Annotated in this window: 14 protein-coding genes; 6 read left to right on the top strand and 8 right to left on the bottom strand. The window is 58.6% G+C overall.

Annotation, left to right across the window (positions count from 1 at the left end):
• The first annotated feature begins 253 nt into the window (after nt 1–253).
• The 3 genes from L8F45_RS15075 (at nt 254) to panB (ending at nt 4,447) form a co-directional block, all read left to right on the top strand.
• The gene (locus tag L8F45_RS15075) at nt 254–1,567 is read left to right on the top strand and encodes an MFS transporter (protein WP_342358699.1); all 1,314 of its coding nucleotides are present in this window, start codon (nt 254–256) and stop codon (nt 1,565–1,567) included.
• A gap of 1,180 nt (nt 1,568–2,747) precedes the next feature.
• Nucleotides 2,748–3,626 (top strand): pantoate--beta-alanine ligase, encoded by an 879-nt coding sequence (panC, locus tag L8F45_RS15070; protein ID WP_342358698.1) that lies wholly within the window; start codon nt 2,748–2,750, stop codon nt 3,624–3,626.
• On the top strand, nt 3,623–4,447 hold the full coding sequence (gene panB, locus L8F45_RS15065; RefSeq protein ID WP_342358697.1) for a 3-methyl-2-oxobutanoate hydroxymethyltransferase: 825 nt from the start codon (nt 3,623–3,625) through the stop codon (nt 4,445–4,447). The genes panC and panB overlap by 4 nt, the downstream gene beginning before the upstream one ends.
• A gap of 366 nt (nt 4,448–4,813) precedes the next feature.
• On the opposite strand, the gene L8F45_RS15060 is transcribed toward panB, so the two are convergent.
• From L8F45_RS15060 to L8F45_RS15035, 6 genes are all read right to left on the bottom strand, one after another.
• Entirely contained in the window at nt 4,814–5,971 is a 1,158-nt protein-coding gene (locus L8F45_RS15060; protein ID WP_342358696.1) for a mandelate racemase/muconate lactonizing enzyme family protein, read from the bottom strand.
• Between the two features lie 99 nt (nt 5,972–6,070).
• Nucleotides 6,071–6,811 carry a ribonuclease activity regulator RraA gene (locus tag L8F45_RS15055; RefSeq protein WP_342358695.1) on the bottom strand — a complete coding sequence of 247 codons (741 nt, stop codon included), beginning with the start codon at nt 6,809–6,811 and terminating at the stop codon, nt 6,071–6,073.
• Between the two features lie 97 nt (nt 6,812–6,908).
• On the bottom strand, nt 6,909–8,006 hold the full coding sequence (locus tag L8F45_RS15050; RefSeq protein WP_342358694.1) for an ABC transporter ATP-binding protein: 1,098 nt from the start codon (nt 8,004–8,006) through the stop codon (nt 6,909–6,911).
• 12 nt (nt 8,007–8,018) lie between these two features.
• On the bottom strand, nt 8,019–8,900 hold the full coding sequence (locus L8F45_RS15045; RefSeq protein ID WP_342358693.1) for a carbohydrate ABC transporter permease: 882 nt from the start codon (nt 8,898–8,900) through the stop codon (nt 8,019–8,021).
• Nucleotides 8,897–9,856 carry a carbohydrate ABC transporter permease gene (locus L8F45_RS15040; RefSeq protein ID WP_342358692.1) on the bottom strand — a complete coding sequence of 320 codons (960 nt, stop codon included), beginning with the start codon at nt 9,854–9,856 and terminating at the stop codon, nt 8,897–8,899. Before L8F45_RS15040 ends, L8F45_RS15045 begins: the two co-directional genes overlap by 4 nt.
• Before the next feature lie 71 nt (nt 9,857–9,927).
• Entirely contained in the window at nt 9,928–11,412 is a 1,485-nt protein-coding gene (locus L8F45_RS15035) for an ABC transporter substrate-binding protein (protein ID WP_342358691.1), read from the bottom strand.
• Nucleotides 11,413–11,598: 186 nt separating this feature from the next.
• Here L8F45_RS15035 and L8F45_RS15030 point away from each other — a divergent pair, with 186 nt between their 5' ends.
• From L8F45_RS15030 to L8F45_RS15020, 3 genes are read left to right on the top strand one after another with little or no spacing between them, the layout of a single operon-like run.
• Nucleotides 11,599–12,306, top strand: coding sequence for a GntR family transcriptional regulator (locus L8F45_RS15030; RefSeq protein WP_342358690.1), 708 nt, complete (start codon nt 11,599–11,601; stop codon nt 12,304–12,306).
• 44 nt (nt 12,307–12,350) lie between these two features.
• Nucleotides 12,351–13,511 carry a mandelate racemase/muconate lactonizing enzyme family protein gene (locus tag L8F45_RS15025; RefSeq protein WP_342358689.1) on the top strand — a complete coding sequence of 387 codons (1,161 nt, stop codon included), beginning with the start codon at nt 12,351–12,353 and terminating at the stop codon, nt 13,509–13,511.
• A gap of 49 nt (nt 13,512–13,560) precedes the next feature.
• Complete coding sequence (locus L8F45_RS15020) at nt 13,561–14,736, top strand: enolase C-terminal domain-like protein (protein WP_342358688.1); 1,176 nt, start codon at nt 13,561–13,563, stop codon at nt 14,734–14,736.
• 144 nt (nt 14,737–14,880) lie between these two features.
• Here L8F45_RS15020 and L8F45_RS15015 read toward each other — a convergent pair whose 3' ends face one another.
• Both L8F45_RS15015 and L8F45_RS15010 read right to left on the bottom strand, forming a co-directional pair.
• The gene (locus L8F45_RS15015; RefSeq protein WP_342358687.1) at nt 14,881–15,741 is read right to left on the bottom strand and encodes a carbohydrate ABC transporter permease; all 861 of its coding nucleotides are present in this window, start codon (nt 15,739–15,741) and stop codon (nt 14,881–14,883) included.
• Nucleotides 15,742–15,743: 2 nt separating this feature from the next.
• Nucleotides 15,744–16,691 carry a carbohydrate ABC transporter permease gene (locus L8F45_RS15010; RefSeq protein WP_342358686.1) on the bottom strand — a complete coding sequence of 316 codons (948 nt, stop codon included), beginning with the start codon at nt 16,689–16,691 and terminating at the stop codon, nt 15,744–15,746.

Raw genomic sequence — 16,691 nt, 5'->3', positions numbered from 1 at the left:
GTCAGAAGCGAGGTCGACGCGCTAGCGATCGCGAAGGGGCATTACCGCTTTGGCGTCGGGCCGATCGCCCTTGTTAAGACAGAGCTTGGCTTGCGTGCGTCACGCAACGGTTTTGGCCCGATCGGTATGCTATCCGAAGGGCTCGACCGCAGACCAAAAGCTGCTCTGTTGAACCGCGCGACGAGAATACGGCAGTCCCCGGTAAATTAGCTCGGCGTGCATGCATACAGAAGAGGTCGAAGGACAACGTGACGTGACGATCGCTCCTTTCGCCTCCGCGCTTCCAAGCGCATCTACGCAGACGGCGCGGGTATCGCCAAATATCTGGATAGGCAGTCTTCTCGGCAGCACAGTCGAGTACTATGAATTCTCCATTTTCGTCGGCGCTTCGAGCCTCGTCTTTCGGAGTCAGTTTTTTCCGTCTTTCGACCCAACGCCCGGGGTGCTGCTCGCCTTTGCGACGTCGGCGGTTGCGTATTTGGCAAGACCATTGGGGGCCGTGCTGTTCGGCCACCTCGGCGATCGGATCGGACGCAAACCGACGATGTTGGCGACGTTCGTCATGATGGGCGCAGCGACCGTCCTCATGGGCCTGTTGCCTACATATAATCATATTGGAATATGGGCTGCGATATTGTTGGTCGCGCTCAGATTCATTCAAGGCCTGGCGAACGGCGGAGAGTTTGGCGGGGCTGCGTTGATGGCGAGCGAAAGCGCCCCCTCGCACCGCCGCGGGCTCTTTGCATCATCGGCGCTGTTTGGACTCGCCGTTGGAAACCTGCTCGGGACGGGCGTGTTTTCCGTTGCTGCAATGTTGCCCCATGACGCCTTTATAGCGTGGGGGTGGCGAATCCCTTTTATTCTTAGCCTCTTCTTGGTGATTCCTGGTATTCTTATTCGGCATAAATTGAAGGAGACGCCGGAGTTTGCAGGCGAGGCGGGCAAGCGTCCCACGCGCCCGCCGATCGCTGAGGTTTTGCTCAAGCAACCCGGGCGTCTGGCGCTCATAACGGGCGCGCGGATGGGTGAGACGATCTTGTTCAACATCGCGACGCTTTTTGCTCTCGACTATTGCGTGCGCAATTTAAAACTTCCGGCCACCCTCTATTTGACCGGCTTAAGCTTGGCTTCCTTCGTGTCGTTATTTGTGACACCGGCCTTTGGCGCTTTGTCGGATCGCATAGGACGCCGGAAGGTCGCGCTCATTGGCGGACTGGTCACCAGCCTATTGGGGCTCGTCTTCCTGCCAATGCTAAGTAGCGGTTCAAATATCCTCGTAATCATCGCCATCATAGCCGCGATGGGATTGGCGGCCGGGATCAACAATGCGACGCCCGGCGCGTGGTATCCAGAGCTGTTTGCCGTCCGATATCGATATACGGCTATCTCTCTTGGCTATCAGGTTGGCGCCATCGCCGGCGGAGTCACACCGATTTTGACGACGCTCCTGGTGTCCTCGTTCGGTTCATCGGCCGTTTCCGTTGTGCTTCTCTGCGCCGGCGCTCTGATCCTCGTTTGCGTCGCTGCATTGCCTGAAACCCTCCAAGCGACAGACATTCGATCGTAAGCAGAGGGGCGCATAGTTTCGTGAACTGATGAGATTCTCACCGCGCGCGAACATCTCCCAAGCGCTGCGTCCGAACAGCCGCACATAAGCCTTTCATTCCAGATTGATGATATTGACGGGCGAAGACCTGCCGGGGAGCTCACCTCATGCTGAGGGGAGTGTCCGCTTCGGGAATAGCGCGCCAATGTCCGGAAATGGCGCCAACGAGCCATCAACGGTTAGGGGCGAGCTCCGATTTTCTCGTGGTCGGCGCTTATCCCCTTACGGCAAGTACGACGAATGCGTTAGCGCCGAGGATCGCCGCGAAGCGATTGAGAGCATCGCGCAGACAAAGAAGCCCGAATGCGATCCGGTGCATGGGCGGCGGGGACCGCTGACGGCTCTCTGGCGCTAGTTTCAGGCGATCGCCCGCCGCCTTCGGAAGGCCCGCGTTGCAAGAGCAAACGGTATCGAGGACACGGAAATTCGCGGCCAGAGGCTTTTATCGGATAACGACGCAAATGACCGGCAAGTAGGCGAAATTCGACTTCGCAGACCGCTGTGTGCGCCGCCAACCCTTTGAAATTTAGCGCGTCTGAGAGAGCTGGGACACCGGCGTTGCTCGCGAGGGCTCGGTGGCGGCGGACGCAGTCCGGTGCGAGGGCGTCTCTATGCCGGCCTTCCCTGGTGCAGGGAAGGAAACAGGGAGGAATTTGCGGAATCAAGGCTTGGAGTCCGTAAAGTCGCTGGTGGATGGTCGACATGGCAGTTTGCCGAGATATTCGTCGATCGCAAAAGACTGGCCGACTGTTCAAAGTGCGAAGGCCCGAGCGCGTGATGAAGTGAGAGCGGGCAGTCGTGGATCTGCTACTGCGCTACTGAAGCGCGGCGGGCGCTGTTTGAAGATGTGCCGACGATGATCAGGCGCTTCCAAAACAGGGCTGACGTATTCGGAGAAGGGGCGGGACGGAGGTCGCCGACTACGGCCTCGTCGGCGACCTCTTCGCCGTCCTCCCAGAGCTTGAAATGAGACTGCAAACTTCGTGATGGTGTGAGCTGTTATCGCAAAAAGGCCAGGCTAAGCAGCCCTCGTCTGTCAGCGTCCTGTCCTTCCTGATGACACATCTCCCTGATGATGTGGCGACAGCCTCCGCGACGCGGTAAACGACCGCCCGCGACGCAAGAGTGGAGCAGAGTTCTCGTGCGCATCATCAATACGGTCGCTGAACTGCGCGATCGCCTCCAAGGCTTTCGTCTCGACGGCAAATCGATCGGCTTCGTGCCGACCATGGGCTATCTGCACAGGGGGCACATGGAGCTGGTCTCTCGCGCGAAAGCGGAAACCGATGTCGTCGTCGTCTCGATCTTCGTCAATCCGCTGCAGTTCGGCCAGAACGAGGATCTCGCGAAATATCCCCGCGATCTCGCGCGCGATAGTGCGATGCTGGTCGAAGCGGGAGTCGATGCGCTGTTCGCTCCCGGCGTCGCAGAGATGTATCCGCGCCCCATGCAAGCCGTCGTCGACGTGCCTGAACTTGGAAACAAGCTTGAGGGCGAGGTGCGGCCTGGACATTTCGCCGGTGTCGCCACCGTGGTCACCAAGCTCTTCAACCTTGTGCAGCCGCAGTCCGCATATTTCGGCGAGAAGGACTATCAGCAGGTCACGTTGATCAAGCGAATGGTGGAAGACCTCGCGCAACCCGTGCGCATTGTCGCCGTGCCGACAGTGCGAGAATCCGATGGGCTCGCTTGCTCCTCGCGCAACGTCTATCTCAGCGAGAAGGAACGAGCGGCGGCGGCTATCGTGCCCAGGGCGCTGGCAGAGGCGGAGCGGCTCTACGAAGCGGGCTGCGACGACCCGACGGAACTTGAGAACACGTTGAGCCGCTTTATCGCGACGGAGCCTCTCGCTGTGGCCGAGGTGGTGGCGGTTCGTCATCCCGATACGCTGGAGCGGCTTTCGTCGCTTCAGTCGGCTCCTGCGCTCGTGGCGCTCTTTGTGCGTGTTGGAGCGACGCGCCTCCTGGACAATCGGGTTCTCGGCACAAAGGCGAAAACCTTGGCGGGAGCCGAGGCATGAGCGCCCAAGGCGAACAAAAGCGGCTGACGACGAAAGCGATACAGGCGAGGAAAGGAGGCGAGCGCATCGTCTGCCTGACCGCCTATACGACGCCGATCGCCCGCCTTCTCGATCCACATTGCGATCTGCTTCTGGTCGGCGATTCCGTCGGCATGGTCCTCTATGGCATGGAGACCACGGTCGCTGTCACGCTCGACATGATGATCGCTCACGGCCGCGCCGTGCGGCGCGGTGTCGCGCATGCCTGCGTCATCGTCGATCTTCCCTTCGGCAGCTATCAGGAGTCGAAAGAACAGGCCTTCCGGAACGCGGCGCGGATCATGCAGGAAACGGGTTGTGATGGCGTGAAGCTAGAGGGCGGCCAGGAAATGGCGGAGACCGTCGCATTTCTGACCGCGAGAGGCATACCGGTTTGCGGCCATGTCGGATTGATGCCGCAGATGGTCAACACGGCTGGCGGCTTTCGCGCGCTGGGTCATACTGACGAAGAAGCCGCTAGAATCCGTGGGGATGCTGTCGCCATCGCCGAGGCCGGCGCCTTCGCGCTCGTGGTGGAGGGAACGGTCGAGCCGGTCGCGAGAGAGATCACCGCGGCGATCACCATTCCCACGATCGGCATTGGCGCCTCTGCGGCGTGCGACGGCCAGATACTGGTTTCCGACGACATGTTTGGCTTATTTTCGGAGTTCCAGCCGCGCTTCGTCAAACGGTTCGCAAATCTGGGTCCGCTGATCGCAGACGCCGCGCGAAGCTACGCGGACGATGTTCGCGCCGGACGATTTCCGGCGAAGGAGCACACCTTCCAGCCACGACGCCAATGATAAGAGGCTCGGTGCGCCGCCCAGTGTGACATCGCGTGTTTCAACGCGAACGAGGCTGCGCAGTGCTCAAAATTTTGCGCTCTGCCATGCCAAAAATTGACCCGAAGCTGCCGATCGTCGGGTCGAAAGTGCTCTCGTAAGCAGACGTTCGCTTCGCGATGAGCCTGACGTATGGCGAAACCCGATCATATCCGCCGCCTGAGCGCTCATCGGGGACACAAACTTGCCCGGCGCAACATGCGTCTATTGAAACGAATGGCGCATCATGCGCCTGCGTCATCTGCAGATGTGTTGAGCATGCTCCAGACGCTGGTAGGGACGGATAATGAGTTTGGCCGAAAGGGCGCCATGGGCTGCAAGGGTGATCTACTCAAAAACATCGAAACCAAAGATCGCGTGTTTGCGGACGTTTTCCATATTCAGCTCAACCCCGATTCCCGGCGCATCTGGCAAGGCGATGTGGCCATCCTCGACTATTGATTTTCCATTGTCGGGCGCTTGGACGTAACTGTCCCACACGGCGCGCTCTTCGAGGGCGTGCCACTCCAGCACGAGGAAGTTAGGCACTGTCGCGCAGACATGGCAGGTCGCCATTGTGCCAAGCGGCGTGGAAACGAGATGCGGAGCGAAGGGCAAATAATAGATCTCGGCGAGATGAGCGATTTTCCGGCTCTCGGAAAGACCGCCGCATTTTGGGACGTCCGGCATCACCACGTCGGCGCACTGCTGCTGGAATAATTCGCGGAAGCCCCAACGCAGATACAGATTTTCGCCCACGCAGATCGGCGTTTTGCTGCGTAACCGAATCTGTTTCAGCGCCTCGACATTCTCCGCCGGAATAGGCTCTTCCAGCCAGAGCAATTTGAAGCGCTCCATCTCGTCGGCGATGCGGCAAGCGCTTGGAACATCGTACCGCGCGTGCAAGTCGATACAAAGATCAACGTCGGGTCCGATGGCGTCGCGAACAGCGGCGACCCGCTCGACCATAGATCGCAACTCGGCGCCGTTAATCGTGTGATTGACAGCGTCGAATTTGGCCGGGTGTCTGAGATCGTCGATGTCGAACTTGAGGGCCGTGAAACCTTCTTCAACCATCCGCCTCGCTCTCGCGATGCAACCTTCTACGGACCCGGAGGGGTGGTCGCCGTCACCACAGTCGGCGTAAAGCCGGATGCGGTCGCGGAATTTCCCGCCGAACATGCGATAAAGAGGCTGGCCCGCCGCCTTGGCTGCGAGATCCCAAAGCGCCATCTCGATGCCGCTGAGCGCGATCAGAAAAACTCCTGATTGCGCGCCGGAAAACACATGTTTGCGGCGAATCTTCTCCCAGCAATATTCGACATTGCGGGGGTCTTCGCCGACCAGTTCGGACTTCAACTCGGAGATCAGTCCGACGATCGCTGCGGCTCCAGCGTCGGGGTTGGCTTCGCCATAGCCTGAAACGCCAATGTCGGTGTCGATCCTCACCAGCGTGGCCTTGCCATGGTAGGCGACGACAGCCGTCTTGACGTCGACGATCTTCATGAGGTCTCCTGCGAGATTGAAGAGGCGGTGCGAGAAGCTGGCAACATCGGGAAGTGGGCGGGAGGACGCCGCTTATCCCAAGCGCCAGCGGTCTGTGGATCAAGAGGTCTTATTGGCGGCGCGCCACGCCTCGTATTCGGCGTTCGCATCGGGGTGCAGCGGATAATATCGCTGCAGCGGGGCTCCCTCCAACAGCTTCATGCGTGAATAGACTTCCCATTCACTATGCTTTCTCGCTTCGTCTATGACAGCCTTCGCCATGGACACCGGGACCACGACAACCCCATCGTCGTCGGCGACTATGATATCGCCTGGGATCACAGTTACGCCGCCGCATGCGATGGGAACATTGACGGCGTTGGGGTAAATCGTGGTCTGAACGTGATAATTCGCCGTCCATCCGCGCAGCCACAACGGCAAGTCAAGCCGTTCGATATTGGGTCGATCACGCATGCAGCCGTCGATGACGATGCCGGCGCCGCCTTTTCCTTTGAAGTAGGTCGACATCATGTCGCCGAACACGCCCGAACTCATATCACCACGCGCATCCACCACAACGACGTCACCCTCTTGGACGTGATACAAGACGTGTCGATGCAACTGCGTCTCCGGGTCGGCGTACTCGCCTTCATTAAAGAGATCGGGACGCTGCGGCATAAACTGCAAGGTCAACGCCGGTCCTACGATCGACTTGTGGCGATTCTGCGCAACCGGGCCCACCATATGGGGATTGCGAAAGCCCATATGTCCCAGTGTGCCCGCGACCGTCGCCGCTCCAATATCCCTCAGCCCATCGACCAATTCCTTGGGCGGGCGCACGATTTCAGGCGTATGAGTCATTGCAGTCCTCGTTTCTCGCTATCGCCAGCGTTCACATATCTCAAATGAGAAGCTAGCCGAGGGCGAACTCTTGCATTGCGCCCGACGCGGCGCTGCATCAATTCGGCCTCAAAGCCATTTCGGTTTCACCATCGAACAGGTGGATATTTTCCTGGTCGAACTCCAGCCAGATTGGTTCGTCCGGAGAGACCGCGACGCTGGGCGGGACGCTGACATTGACCATGGCGCCAGAGAGCGACGCCTGCACGAAGGTTACATCGCCGGTCGGCTCGACCGTATAGACCCTGGCCGGAACCGCCCCAGACGCAGGGGTTTTCTTAAGCTTGATTGTGGAATGCCGCGCGCCCAGCACAACTTTTTTTGTCTTCGCGCGCTGCACCCTTTGGGCGTTGGCTGGCGATAGCGAAAGGGTCCAGTCCGTCGATCCGCTCAGGACGGCGCCGCCGTTGACCGTCGAGGCTTCAAGCGGGATCAGGCTCATAGCCGGGCTGCCGATGAAGCCAGCGACAAACATGTTCACCGGATGGGCGAACACCTGGGCGGGCGTATCATATTGTTGCAGGAATCCGCCGTTCATCACCGCCATTTTGTCCGCCATCGTCACAGCTTCAAGCTGGTCGTGCGTTACATATATGATCGTAGCTTTGAGCTGCTGATGAAAGCGCTTGAGCTCTGAACGCATCTGCACGCGCAGCTTGGCGTCGAGGTTAGAAAGAGGCTCGTCCATCAGGAATACAGAGGGAGCGCGCACGAGCGCTCGGCCCAAAGCAACACGCTGTTGTTGTCCACCCGACAACTCGCGCGGCTTCCGCTCGAGCAGATGCGCCATGTCGAGCACGCGCGCCGCTTCTCTGACCTTTCGGTCGATCTCGTCGCGAGGCAGCTTCCGCATCTGCAACGGGAATGCGAGATTCTTGTAGACCGTCTTTTGCGGATAAAGCGCATAATTTTGGAAAACCATGGCGATATCGCGATCCTTGGGATCGACGTCGTTGACGACTCGGTTTCCGATCGCGATCTGACCAGAGGTGACCGGGATAAGCCCGGCGATCAAGTTGAGAGTGGTCGTCTTGCCGCAGCCTGAGGGGCCTACAAGCGCGACGAATTCGCCGTCATTGACTGTCAACGATACGTCGTTAACAGCCTTGAAGCCGCTGTATGTCTTCAAAAGATTTCTGAGGACCACATGGGCCATGCGAACTGCCTTCTAATGTTTGACAGCGCCTTCAGTGAGTGCGCGCACGAAGTACCGCTGGAGCAGCAGGAAAAGCACGACGACAGGCACGCTCATCATGAAGCTCGCCGCCATGAGTCCAGGGAAATCCGACGTATTTTCTGAAAAGAAGCGTTGGATGCCGATTGGCAACGTCAGCTGCTCGTTTTTGTTCAGGAACGTGTAGGCGAAGATGTATTCGTTCCAGGCGCCGATGAAGGAGTAGATTGCCGTGGCGATGATCCCGGGCGTCGAAAGCGGCATCACGATCAAGAGAAACGCTTTGAAACGGGTCGCGCCATCAATCCGGGCGGCCTGCTCGAGCTGATAGGGAATGTTGTCGTAAAAGCCCTTGAGCAGCCAGATCGCGAGCGGCAGACCGAACGTGAGATAGGTGAGGATCAAGGAGCCATGAGTGTTCACAAGGCCGAGCAAGCGCATCAGGATAAAGAGCGGCACAAGAAAGATCACTGCGGGGAACATGTTTCGCAGCAGCACTGAAAAGAAAAGAAATTTCCGCCCAGGAAACTCGAACCGCGAGAATGCATAAGCTGCGGGAACCGCAACAATGACCGAAAGGATCGTCGACATCGTCGAAACGAAAAGGCTGTTCCAGAAGAAGCGCAGGAAATCCTGACCCACGCTGTTGTTTGGATCCAGAAGCTTCCGGTAGCTCGCCAGGGTTGGTTCGTTTGGCCACCATTGGGGTGGAAACTGCATCGCCGCGAAGCCGGACTTGAGCGACGTCAGCAGCATCCAGACCATGGGCAATGCAGTAAAGAGCAGCATAACAAGGAGGAAGAAACGCCCAGCCCAACGCCAGGCGTCGATAGGTTTGCGAACTTTCGATACAGTGTCGTTGGCCATCAACGTCATGCGCCGCGCTCTTTCCGCTCGCCGCCGCTGAGCGCTCGAACGTAGAAATAGCCAAGCGTCATCAGAATGAAGAACAGCAGCACCGAATATGCGGCCGCAATGCCCCAGCGCTGGCGACCGAAGGCGAGTTCATAGATATGCGTGATCCAGATGTGCGAAGCGTTTGAGGGGCCGCCGCCGGTCATGATCCAGGGAATGATGAACGAATTGAAATTCGCTACCGCAAGCAGCAGCACGGTAACGGTCGATACGCCCCGCAGATGAGGAAACGTGATGTGCCAGAAGCGCTGCCACGCGCTGGCGCCATCCACCCGCGCCGCCCGTAGCAGCTGGTCGGGCACTGTTTGAAGGCCCGCGGTCATCATGATCATCGCAAACGGAAATTCACGCCAAACATTCACAACGATCAGCGACGGCAAGACCGTGCCGACGCTGTCGATGAAGTTCGGAGGGCGGTTGACGAAGCCGAGTTCAACCAGAACAGCGCCGATGACGCCAAAATTCGAGTGATAAATCCACTTCCAGATATAGGACGCTGCGACAGCGCTGATGACCCAGGGGATGATCAAGATGGCCCGTAACACGCCGCGGCCATGGAATTCCCGGTTAAGAGCGAGCGCCGTCCCAAATCCAAGTCCAAAGGCGACGACGGTCGAGGCTATTGTCCAGATGAACGTGTTGAGAGTGACGCGCCAAAACACGTCGCTGCCGAGTATCACGGAATAATTGTCGAGTCCGATAAACTCTTTGTCGCGTAATTGAAGACTTGGCGGCGTATTAAAAAACGACAATTCGACGGTGTAGTAGATAGGGTAGGCAATGACGATCAGCATCACCACCAGCGCCGGCGCCACATAGAGATAATCCGCGCGATGGTCCCATGCCCGCCTTAGCGAGGCGAAAAACGTCGAACCTGGTCGCGGATTGGCCTCAGCCAGGCTTGTCGCCGCGGTCATCGATGGCGCCTTGGTGGTCAGAGATGGCGACCGGCGCCGATCTGTCGCCGGTCACGCTGGACATCAAGCTATTATAGCTTGCCGCCGTTCATGATGTTCTTGATCTTCTTGGCGGCGTCTTCCGCCGCCTCATCGACGCTCATTGTGCCCGTGAGCGCATTCTGCAGCATGTCAGGCACAACAATGTTCATAATCTCCGGCGTTTCCGGGATCGTCGGGAACGGAACCCCGTAAGGCAGCATGGACGTCGTAACGTCGAGGAACTTGATATTCTCCAGACGCTCTTTCATCCATTTGGTCTTGAAACCATTGAGATTGCCCGGATTCGATCCGGCATACGCCATCTTCAGAGACCATTCCGGGCTCGTCCAGAAGCAGGCGAGCGCCTTGGCGGCGGGCTGATCCACCTTTCCGCCATCCACATATTCGGGCTTAAGGATATGCATGTTGGAGCCGCCAAAGACGACGAAACGCTTGCCGTCCGGTCCGGTCGGGATAAGGCCGTAACGCATGTTGTCGATGACGGTCTGGGCTTTCTGGACGTCGCTCCCCGTGACCTTTTTCTTCAGGTCCTGCATGACGTCATAGTCAGAGGGATGCGAAATCATCATGCCAAGCTGACCAGCCAAAAACAGCGGCTGATTGTCAGCCTGTTGATTGGTCAACGCTGAGACAGGCACGGACTTGTCGCGCACATACATATCATATGACGCCTGCAGAGCCTTCTTGCTCGCCGGGCTGTTCAGCTGAATTTGCTTGTACTCTGGTCGCGACGCGGCCTCGTCAAACACGCCGCCGCCATAGCCCCATAGCTGCGGCAGGAATCGGTAGGGCGTATTGCCGGCGTTCTTTCTGGCGACGAGGCCGTATCCCGAGACTCCGAGCTTGTCGTGAATCTGCTTGGAATACTTGACCACATCGTCCCAGGTCGCCGGCGGCTTTTCGGGATCGAGTCCGGCACGCTTGAATATGTCAGCGTTCCAGATCAAAGCCATCGTCTCGTTGTTGGTCGGGATCCCGTAGGTCTTACCCTTCCACATGTTCGACTTCATGGCTCCAGGCCAGAAATCCTCGGTCGAGTAGCCGACATCTTCGGGTTTTAACTCCTGAAGATATCCTTTCGAGGCGAATTCGACCCCGCCCAGAATCTGAAGCCGCACCAACATCGGAGCGGCGTTGCCGAGCAGCGCTGTTCGGAACTTATCCAGCAGATCGTTGTAGGTGAGCGCCTGATCCTCGAGCTGAATGTTGGGATATGTTTTCCTGAACGCTGCAAAGAAGTCTTTGTAATATTGCCTCAGCAGATCAGGGTCGCCTTCGAAAACACCTTGATACCAAAACGTCAGACGTCCTTTGTAATCCAAAGGCGTCACCTTGCCGCAATCGGCCGCCGTATCGAAGTCCTTTGTGCCGGCGATCGAACGAACATATTCCGGCGACCACTTGGTCAAGTCGACGGGAGGTTGAGCCAATGCCGACGTGGCCATGAGCGACGCCGCAATGGCAGCCGACGACACGCCGCGACGAATGGCGCGGCCGAGATCGAGACTAGACATCAGTTCCTCCCTTTCCGCCGATGGCGGCTGGCTGGGTCGTTGAACTCCACCCTGATCTGAAGCTGTTTTTCTGAGACGTCGCTCCAATACCGGACGGTTGCAGAGCCAGGATTACGTGTCAATGTGGCTAGATCGTATATTATCTAACCGGATACACATACGGTCAGGGTCCGGGAGGCGTGTGACGTGGTCAGTGACTACAAGGCTCTACCGCCAGCGGGGATTGACCCGATTGGCGCCTCCACCGAAAGGGCCGCGCTCCTCTACAAGGCGATCCGCGAAGACATCGTCTCCGGGCGGCTCAAGGCCAACCAGCGGCTCGTTGTCGCGGATCTCGCGAAACATCACGGAAGCTCAACGACGCCTGTCCGGGAGGTGCTGCAGCTTTTGCGCGGCGAAGGGTTTGTCATCTTTACGCGCAATCGGGGCGCTCGCGTCCGGCCGATAGATCGCGATTTCATTCGCGACATCTACGAAATCGGCGTCCTGATCGAGCCGACGCTGACGCGGTGGTTTGTCGGGATGGCGACGGAGGCCGACATCGCCAAGCTTGAGTGGATCCAGAGCCAGATCGAAGCCAACAATTTTGCTGATCCCATCAGGCATAGCGACCTCGACACCAATTTTCACACGCTGATCTATGAGCGACATTACAATCAACACGCAGCGGAGCTTTGGTGGAAACATCGGGAGGTGCTTCGCGCGGTCAGTCGCCAGTTCAATTTCACACTCGCCCGACGAGCGCAGGTCATGAAGGATCACCGCGATCTTATCGCCTATATCAAAGCTGGCGACGCCGATCGCGCCGCCGAGCTCGTCGCGCGCCATGTCGAAGGGTCCGGCCAGCATATTCTTGAGCAAATGCGGGCGAGCGCAATAGCGCGCACGGGATAGCGCTCCGACCGAGCAAAAAGTGTTTCCTAGCGGGAGTGAAACAAATGAAAATCACAGGCGTCAAGCCTTGGCTCATCAAGTCAGGAGCCTCCTATTGGGGCGAGTTTTTGTTTGTAGAGGTTACGACTGACGAAGGCCTGAGCGGCTGGGGCGAGATCACCACAACAACAAAGATTGCGAACCGCGCTCTCACTGCAATGCTTCGGCAGATCAGCAATATGATGGTCGGCGAAAATCCGGCGCATATCGAGCGCCTTTGGCACAAGCTTTTCCGCAGCTTCACTTATATGGGCAGCCGGGGTGCGGCCGTGGAATGCGTCAGCGCGATCGATATCGCGCTTTGGGATATTCGCGGAAAGACTCTTGGCAAGCCGATATATGAGCTTCTAGGTGGACCGGTGCGTGATGAAATTGCGCTCTATACGCATCCAAACCAGCGCAAGTTCACGAGCAAGGAAGCCATCATCGCCGAAATCAGTGACATCGTGAAATCGGGTCACACTGCGCTCAAGTTCGACCCGTTTCCTCAACAAGGTCCGATCGTGGAGGGTGTCGCCCGTGAACAGCGCGAGGGCTACCTCGATGGCGGCATGACGCGCAGGGATGAGCAGAAGGCCGCAGAGTTGACGGCGCTAATCAGGGAAACCGCGGGCCGCGATATAGAAATCCTGATCGATGCGCATGGCCGCTTCGACGTGCCGACAGCGATACGCCTGTGCCGCTCTCTCGAAGAGGCCGGCGACATCGATTGGTTCGAAGAACCTTGCCCGCCCGAAAGCATCAATGCTCTCAAGCAGGTGCGCGAGAAGGTCAGCGCTCCGATTTCGTGGGGCGAACGCGGTCACACCAAGTGGGATTTCGTGCCGGTTCTTGAAAACAAGCTGGCCGACTACATCATGCCCGACGTGACATGGACCGGAGGCATCACTGAACTGAAGAAAATTTCCGCGCTATGCGAAGCCTACTACGTTCCGGTGTCGCCTCACGACGCCGCCGGACCAATTAACGTCGTGGCCGGCGCGCAGGTGATGATGACGGTGCCGAATTTCTACAAACTCGAGACCTCGGAATGGAATCTTTCGAAGTATGATCACCTTATCGACGCGCCGCTCGATAATTCCAACGGCAACCTCAAGCTCAATCGCGCGCCGGGCCTCGGCATCGAAATGAACCGCGCATTTCTCGAAGCCAACGTTGTCGAATAAGCGCCCACCAGAACGGAGCGCGGCCAGCGAAGATAGGGAGTCGAGTATCTTGAAAGTCACTCGTATCGACACGGTCATCGTCAACGCAATTCATCGGAACTGGATTTTCGTCAAAGTGCTGACGGATCAGCCAGGACTGCATGGCTGGGGCGAGGCGACGCTTGAATGGAAGACCCGAGCCGTCAAAGGCGCAATCGACGATCTGGCGCCGTTCGTCATCGGAGAAGATCCGATGCGCATCGAACATCTCGTCAACAGGATGACTCGCTTCAGCTTCTGGCCGCTGGGCTCGATCGGATTGACGGCGGTCTCAGGCATCGAGCAGGCGCTTTGGGACATCAAAGGGAAGTCGCTCGGAGCGCCTGTCTGGCAATTATTGGGCGGCAAGGCGCGCGACAAGGTGCGCGTCTACACGCACCTGGGACGCGGCGCGGCGGGATTCAAGGTCCCTGCCTCCGATATTGGCGCCTATTGCGACGCCGTTCAGAAAACTGTCGAGATGGGGTACGATGCTATCAAGCTCGGTTTCGTGCCTTACAATGGTTACGATGCGCCCATCAAAGCTGTGCGCCATACCGAAAAGCTTGCGCAGGCGGTTCGCGAACGCGTCGGCGACGACGTGGATATCATGGTTGATTTCCACGGACGTCCCGACTCGGTGGACGCCGCGATCGCCTTCGTCAACGCCATAGCGCCTATCAAGCCGCTCTTCTGCGAAGAAGTAATTCAGCCTGGCGATGCAAGAGCGATGGCCGATATTGCGCGTCGGGTGGAGTGCCCACTCGCGACTGGAGAAAGACTGTTCACGCCCCGCGAGTTCGCTGACATCGCTGAATCCCGCGCGGTCGCCTATATCCAGCCTGATCTCGCCCACTGTGTCGGTTTCTCTGGCGGTCGCAAGATCGCTGCGATTGCTGAAGCAGCGCATATGGGTGTATGCCCGCATAATCCTATGGGGCCTGTGGCGGGCGCAGTGGCGCTCAACTTCGACGTGGCGACCACCAACTTCGTCATTCAGGAAGAGGCGGTTGGCATTGTGCCGTGGTTCGAAGAGATTTGCTCCTTGCATCCGTTGCAACTTAGGGACCATAGCTGGATGGTTCCTGACATGCCGGGACTCGGCATTGAGATCGACGAAGCTGCGGCGGCCAGGCATCCTTTCGAACAGGAAGTCATTCCCGCGGTCGAGTCTGTCTTACCGGATGGACGGATCGCGAACTGGTAGCGTTCATGATTCTATCTTGCGCGCCTTGGCGATGCGTCTCCAGGAACCCATCGGCATGAGAGCGCGATCATGGCCGTCCCTGGCCATAATACGATTTCAGTCTTCTCGCGTCGTCACGTCTCGCGGCAAGACTCTCGGCTCGCGTCAGCTCTTCACTGCGCCGGCGGTGAGGCCACGCACCATTGAGCGCTGCACGATCGCGAAAAGCATCATCACCGGCAGAATGGAAATAATGCCGCCGGCCGCGAGCGATCCCCAGGGCAGTTGAAATTCGCCGACCATCAGTTGCAGCCCGACCGGCCACGTCCGCGATCCCGTGCTTGTCGTCAGCATCAGCGCAAACAGGAATTCGTTCCAGGCGCCGATAGCGATGAACACCGCCGTCGCCACGAGGCCGCCGACGACGAGCGGTAGCACGACACGGACCATCGCGCCGAGCCGGCTTGCGCCATCGATGCGCGCGGCGTCCTCCAGATCCGCCGGCACGGCTTCAAAGAAGCCTTTCATCATCCAGATGAAAACCGGCAGCAGGAACGTCGCATAGGCCAGAGCCAGGCCAAGCCGGCTGTCGAGCAACCCGAAGCCGCGCATGATGACGAACAGTGGAATAATGATCATCACCGCCGGAAACATGCGGACGACGAGATAGAACATCATCAGCCTGCGCCGCCCGGCGAAGCGGAAGCGCGTCACAGCGTAAGACGCGAGCGTTCCGACGATCGTGCAAAGCGCCACGGTGATCGTCGTCACCACGGCGCTGTTCCCGATCAGGATCGGAAAATTCGAGCGCGTCCAGATCGCGATATAATTCTCGAAGGTCACGCGCCGCGGAATGTAGGACATGGTCGCGGTGACGATATCCTCCTCCGGCTTCAGCGAGACCAGAAGCGTCCAGGCGATCGGGAAGATCGAGAAGGCGACGATCGCCGCGACAGCGATCGTCGCAAGGATATCGCCGATGCGCTTGCGGCCGGACATGCTGGAGACGTTGCGGAGGCGGGCCATCCCTAGTCCTTCATCACGTTGGAGAGACGGACATAGAGATAGGAAAACGCCATCAGCAGAATGAACAGCAGCACGGCGATGGCGCTTCCGGCGCCGAAATTGAATTCCTTGTTCACTTTCAGGAATGCGTGCAGCGACAGGACGAGCGTGGAGCGGCCGGGGCCGCCGCCGGTCAGAATGAGAATGATATCAGGCGAATTGACGAGGCTGATGACGCGCAAAACCACGGCGGCGACGATGATCGTGTTGAGCTGCGGCAGCGTCACATGGCGAAACTGCCTGACGGCGCCGGCGCCGTCGATCGCCGCGGCTTCGTAAAGATCCTGCGGAATGGCTTTCAAGCCCGCAAGCAGCAGCAGCGCAAAGAAGGGAAATCCGTGCCAGATTTCGACCACCAGCGCAGATGCGAGCGCCGTGTCGGGATCGGCGAACCAGGCCTTATATCCCGTGAGAAGGCCTGCCTTCACGAGAAGATCGTTGATGACGCCGAGCCGCGGATCGAGCATCAGCGCCCACATGTGGCCGGCGACGACGTTCGGCAGAAACCATGGCAGCAGGATGAGAACCGAGGCGAGCCGGAAGCCCGGCAGATCGCGGTTGATCAGCAGCGCGGCGGCGAGACCGAGCGCAAGCTCGCCAATCACGGCGCCGGTCGTCCAGACAATGGTGTTGCGCAGCGACAGCCAGAACACGGGATCGTCGAGCATCGCCTGATAATGTTTCAGGCCGACGAAGCCGGTTCCGAGATCAAGGCGGTTGAGCCGCATTTCGCGGAAGCTCAGCCCGATGCCCCACAACGTCGGATAGAGCACCACCGCGCAAATGAGAACGAGGCTTGGCGCCAGCAGATACCACGCCCAGTATCGGCTCTCGGATATATCGCCGACGGCATCCGCAAGGCGGCGCAGCGGGGCCGCCTTCGGAGCCGGATTGAGCGCTACGCCATCCAT

This window comes from Terrirubrum flagellatum, assembly GCF_022059845.1.
Classification (GTDB): Bacteria; Pseudomonadota; Alphaproteobacteria; order Rhizobiales; family Beijerinckiaceae; genus Terrirubrum; species Terrirubrum flagellatum.
Note: the sequence above shows the minus strand (reverse complement) of the source record. Positions and strands in the feature narration are given on the sequence as shown.

Bases quoted from the DNA above. Each gene is read 5' to 3' on its own strand.
- L8F45_RS15060 (WP_342358696.1), bottom strand. From the start codon at position 5,971: ATGAAGATCGTCGACGTCAAGACGGCTGTCGTCGCCTACCATGGCAAG.
- L8F45_RS15050 (WP_342358694.1), bottom strand. From the start codon at position 8,006: ATGGCCCATGTGGTCCTCAGAAATCTTTTGAAGACATACAGCGGCTTC.
- L8F45_RS15025 (WP_342358689.1), top strand. From the start codon at position 12,351: ATGAAAATCACAGGCGTCAAGCCTTGGCTCATCAAGTCAGGAGCCTCC.
- L8F45_RS15055 (WP_342358695.1), bottom strand. From the start codon at position 6,811: ATGACTCATACGCCTGAAATCGTGCGCCCGCCCAAGGAATTGGTCGAT.
- L8F45_RS15040 (WP_342358692.1), bottom strand. From the start codon at position 9,856: ATGACCGCGGCGACAAGCCTGGCTGAGGCCAATCCGCGACCAGGTTCG.
- L8F45_RS15010 (WP_342358686.1), bottom strand. From the start codon at position 16,691: ATGGATGGCGTAGCGCTCAATCCGGCTCCGAAGGCGGCCCCGCTGCGC.
- L8F45_RS15045 (WP_342358693.1), bottom strand. From the start codon at position 8,900: ATGACGTTGATGGCCAACGACACTGTATCGAAAGTTCGCAAACCTATC.
- panB (WP_342358697.1), top strand. From the start codon at position 3,623: ATGAGCGCCCAAGGCGAACAAAAGCGGCTGACGACGAAAGCGATACAG.
- L8F45_RS15035 (WP_342358691.1), bottom strand. From the start codon at position 11,412: ATGTCTAGTCTCGATCTCGGCCGCGCCATTCGTCGCGGCGTGTCGTCG.
- L8F45_RS15015 (WP_342358687.1), bottom strand. From the start codon at position 15,741: ATGGCCCGCCTCCGCAACGTCTCCAGCATGTCCGGCCGCAAGCGCATC.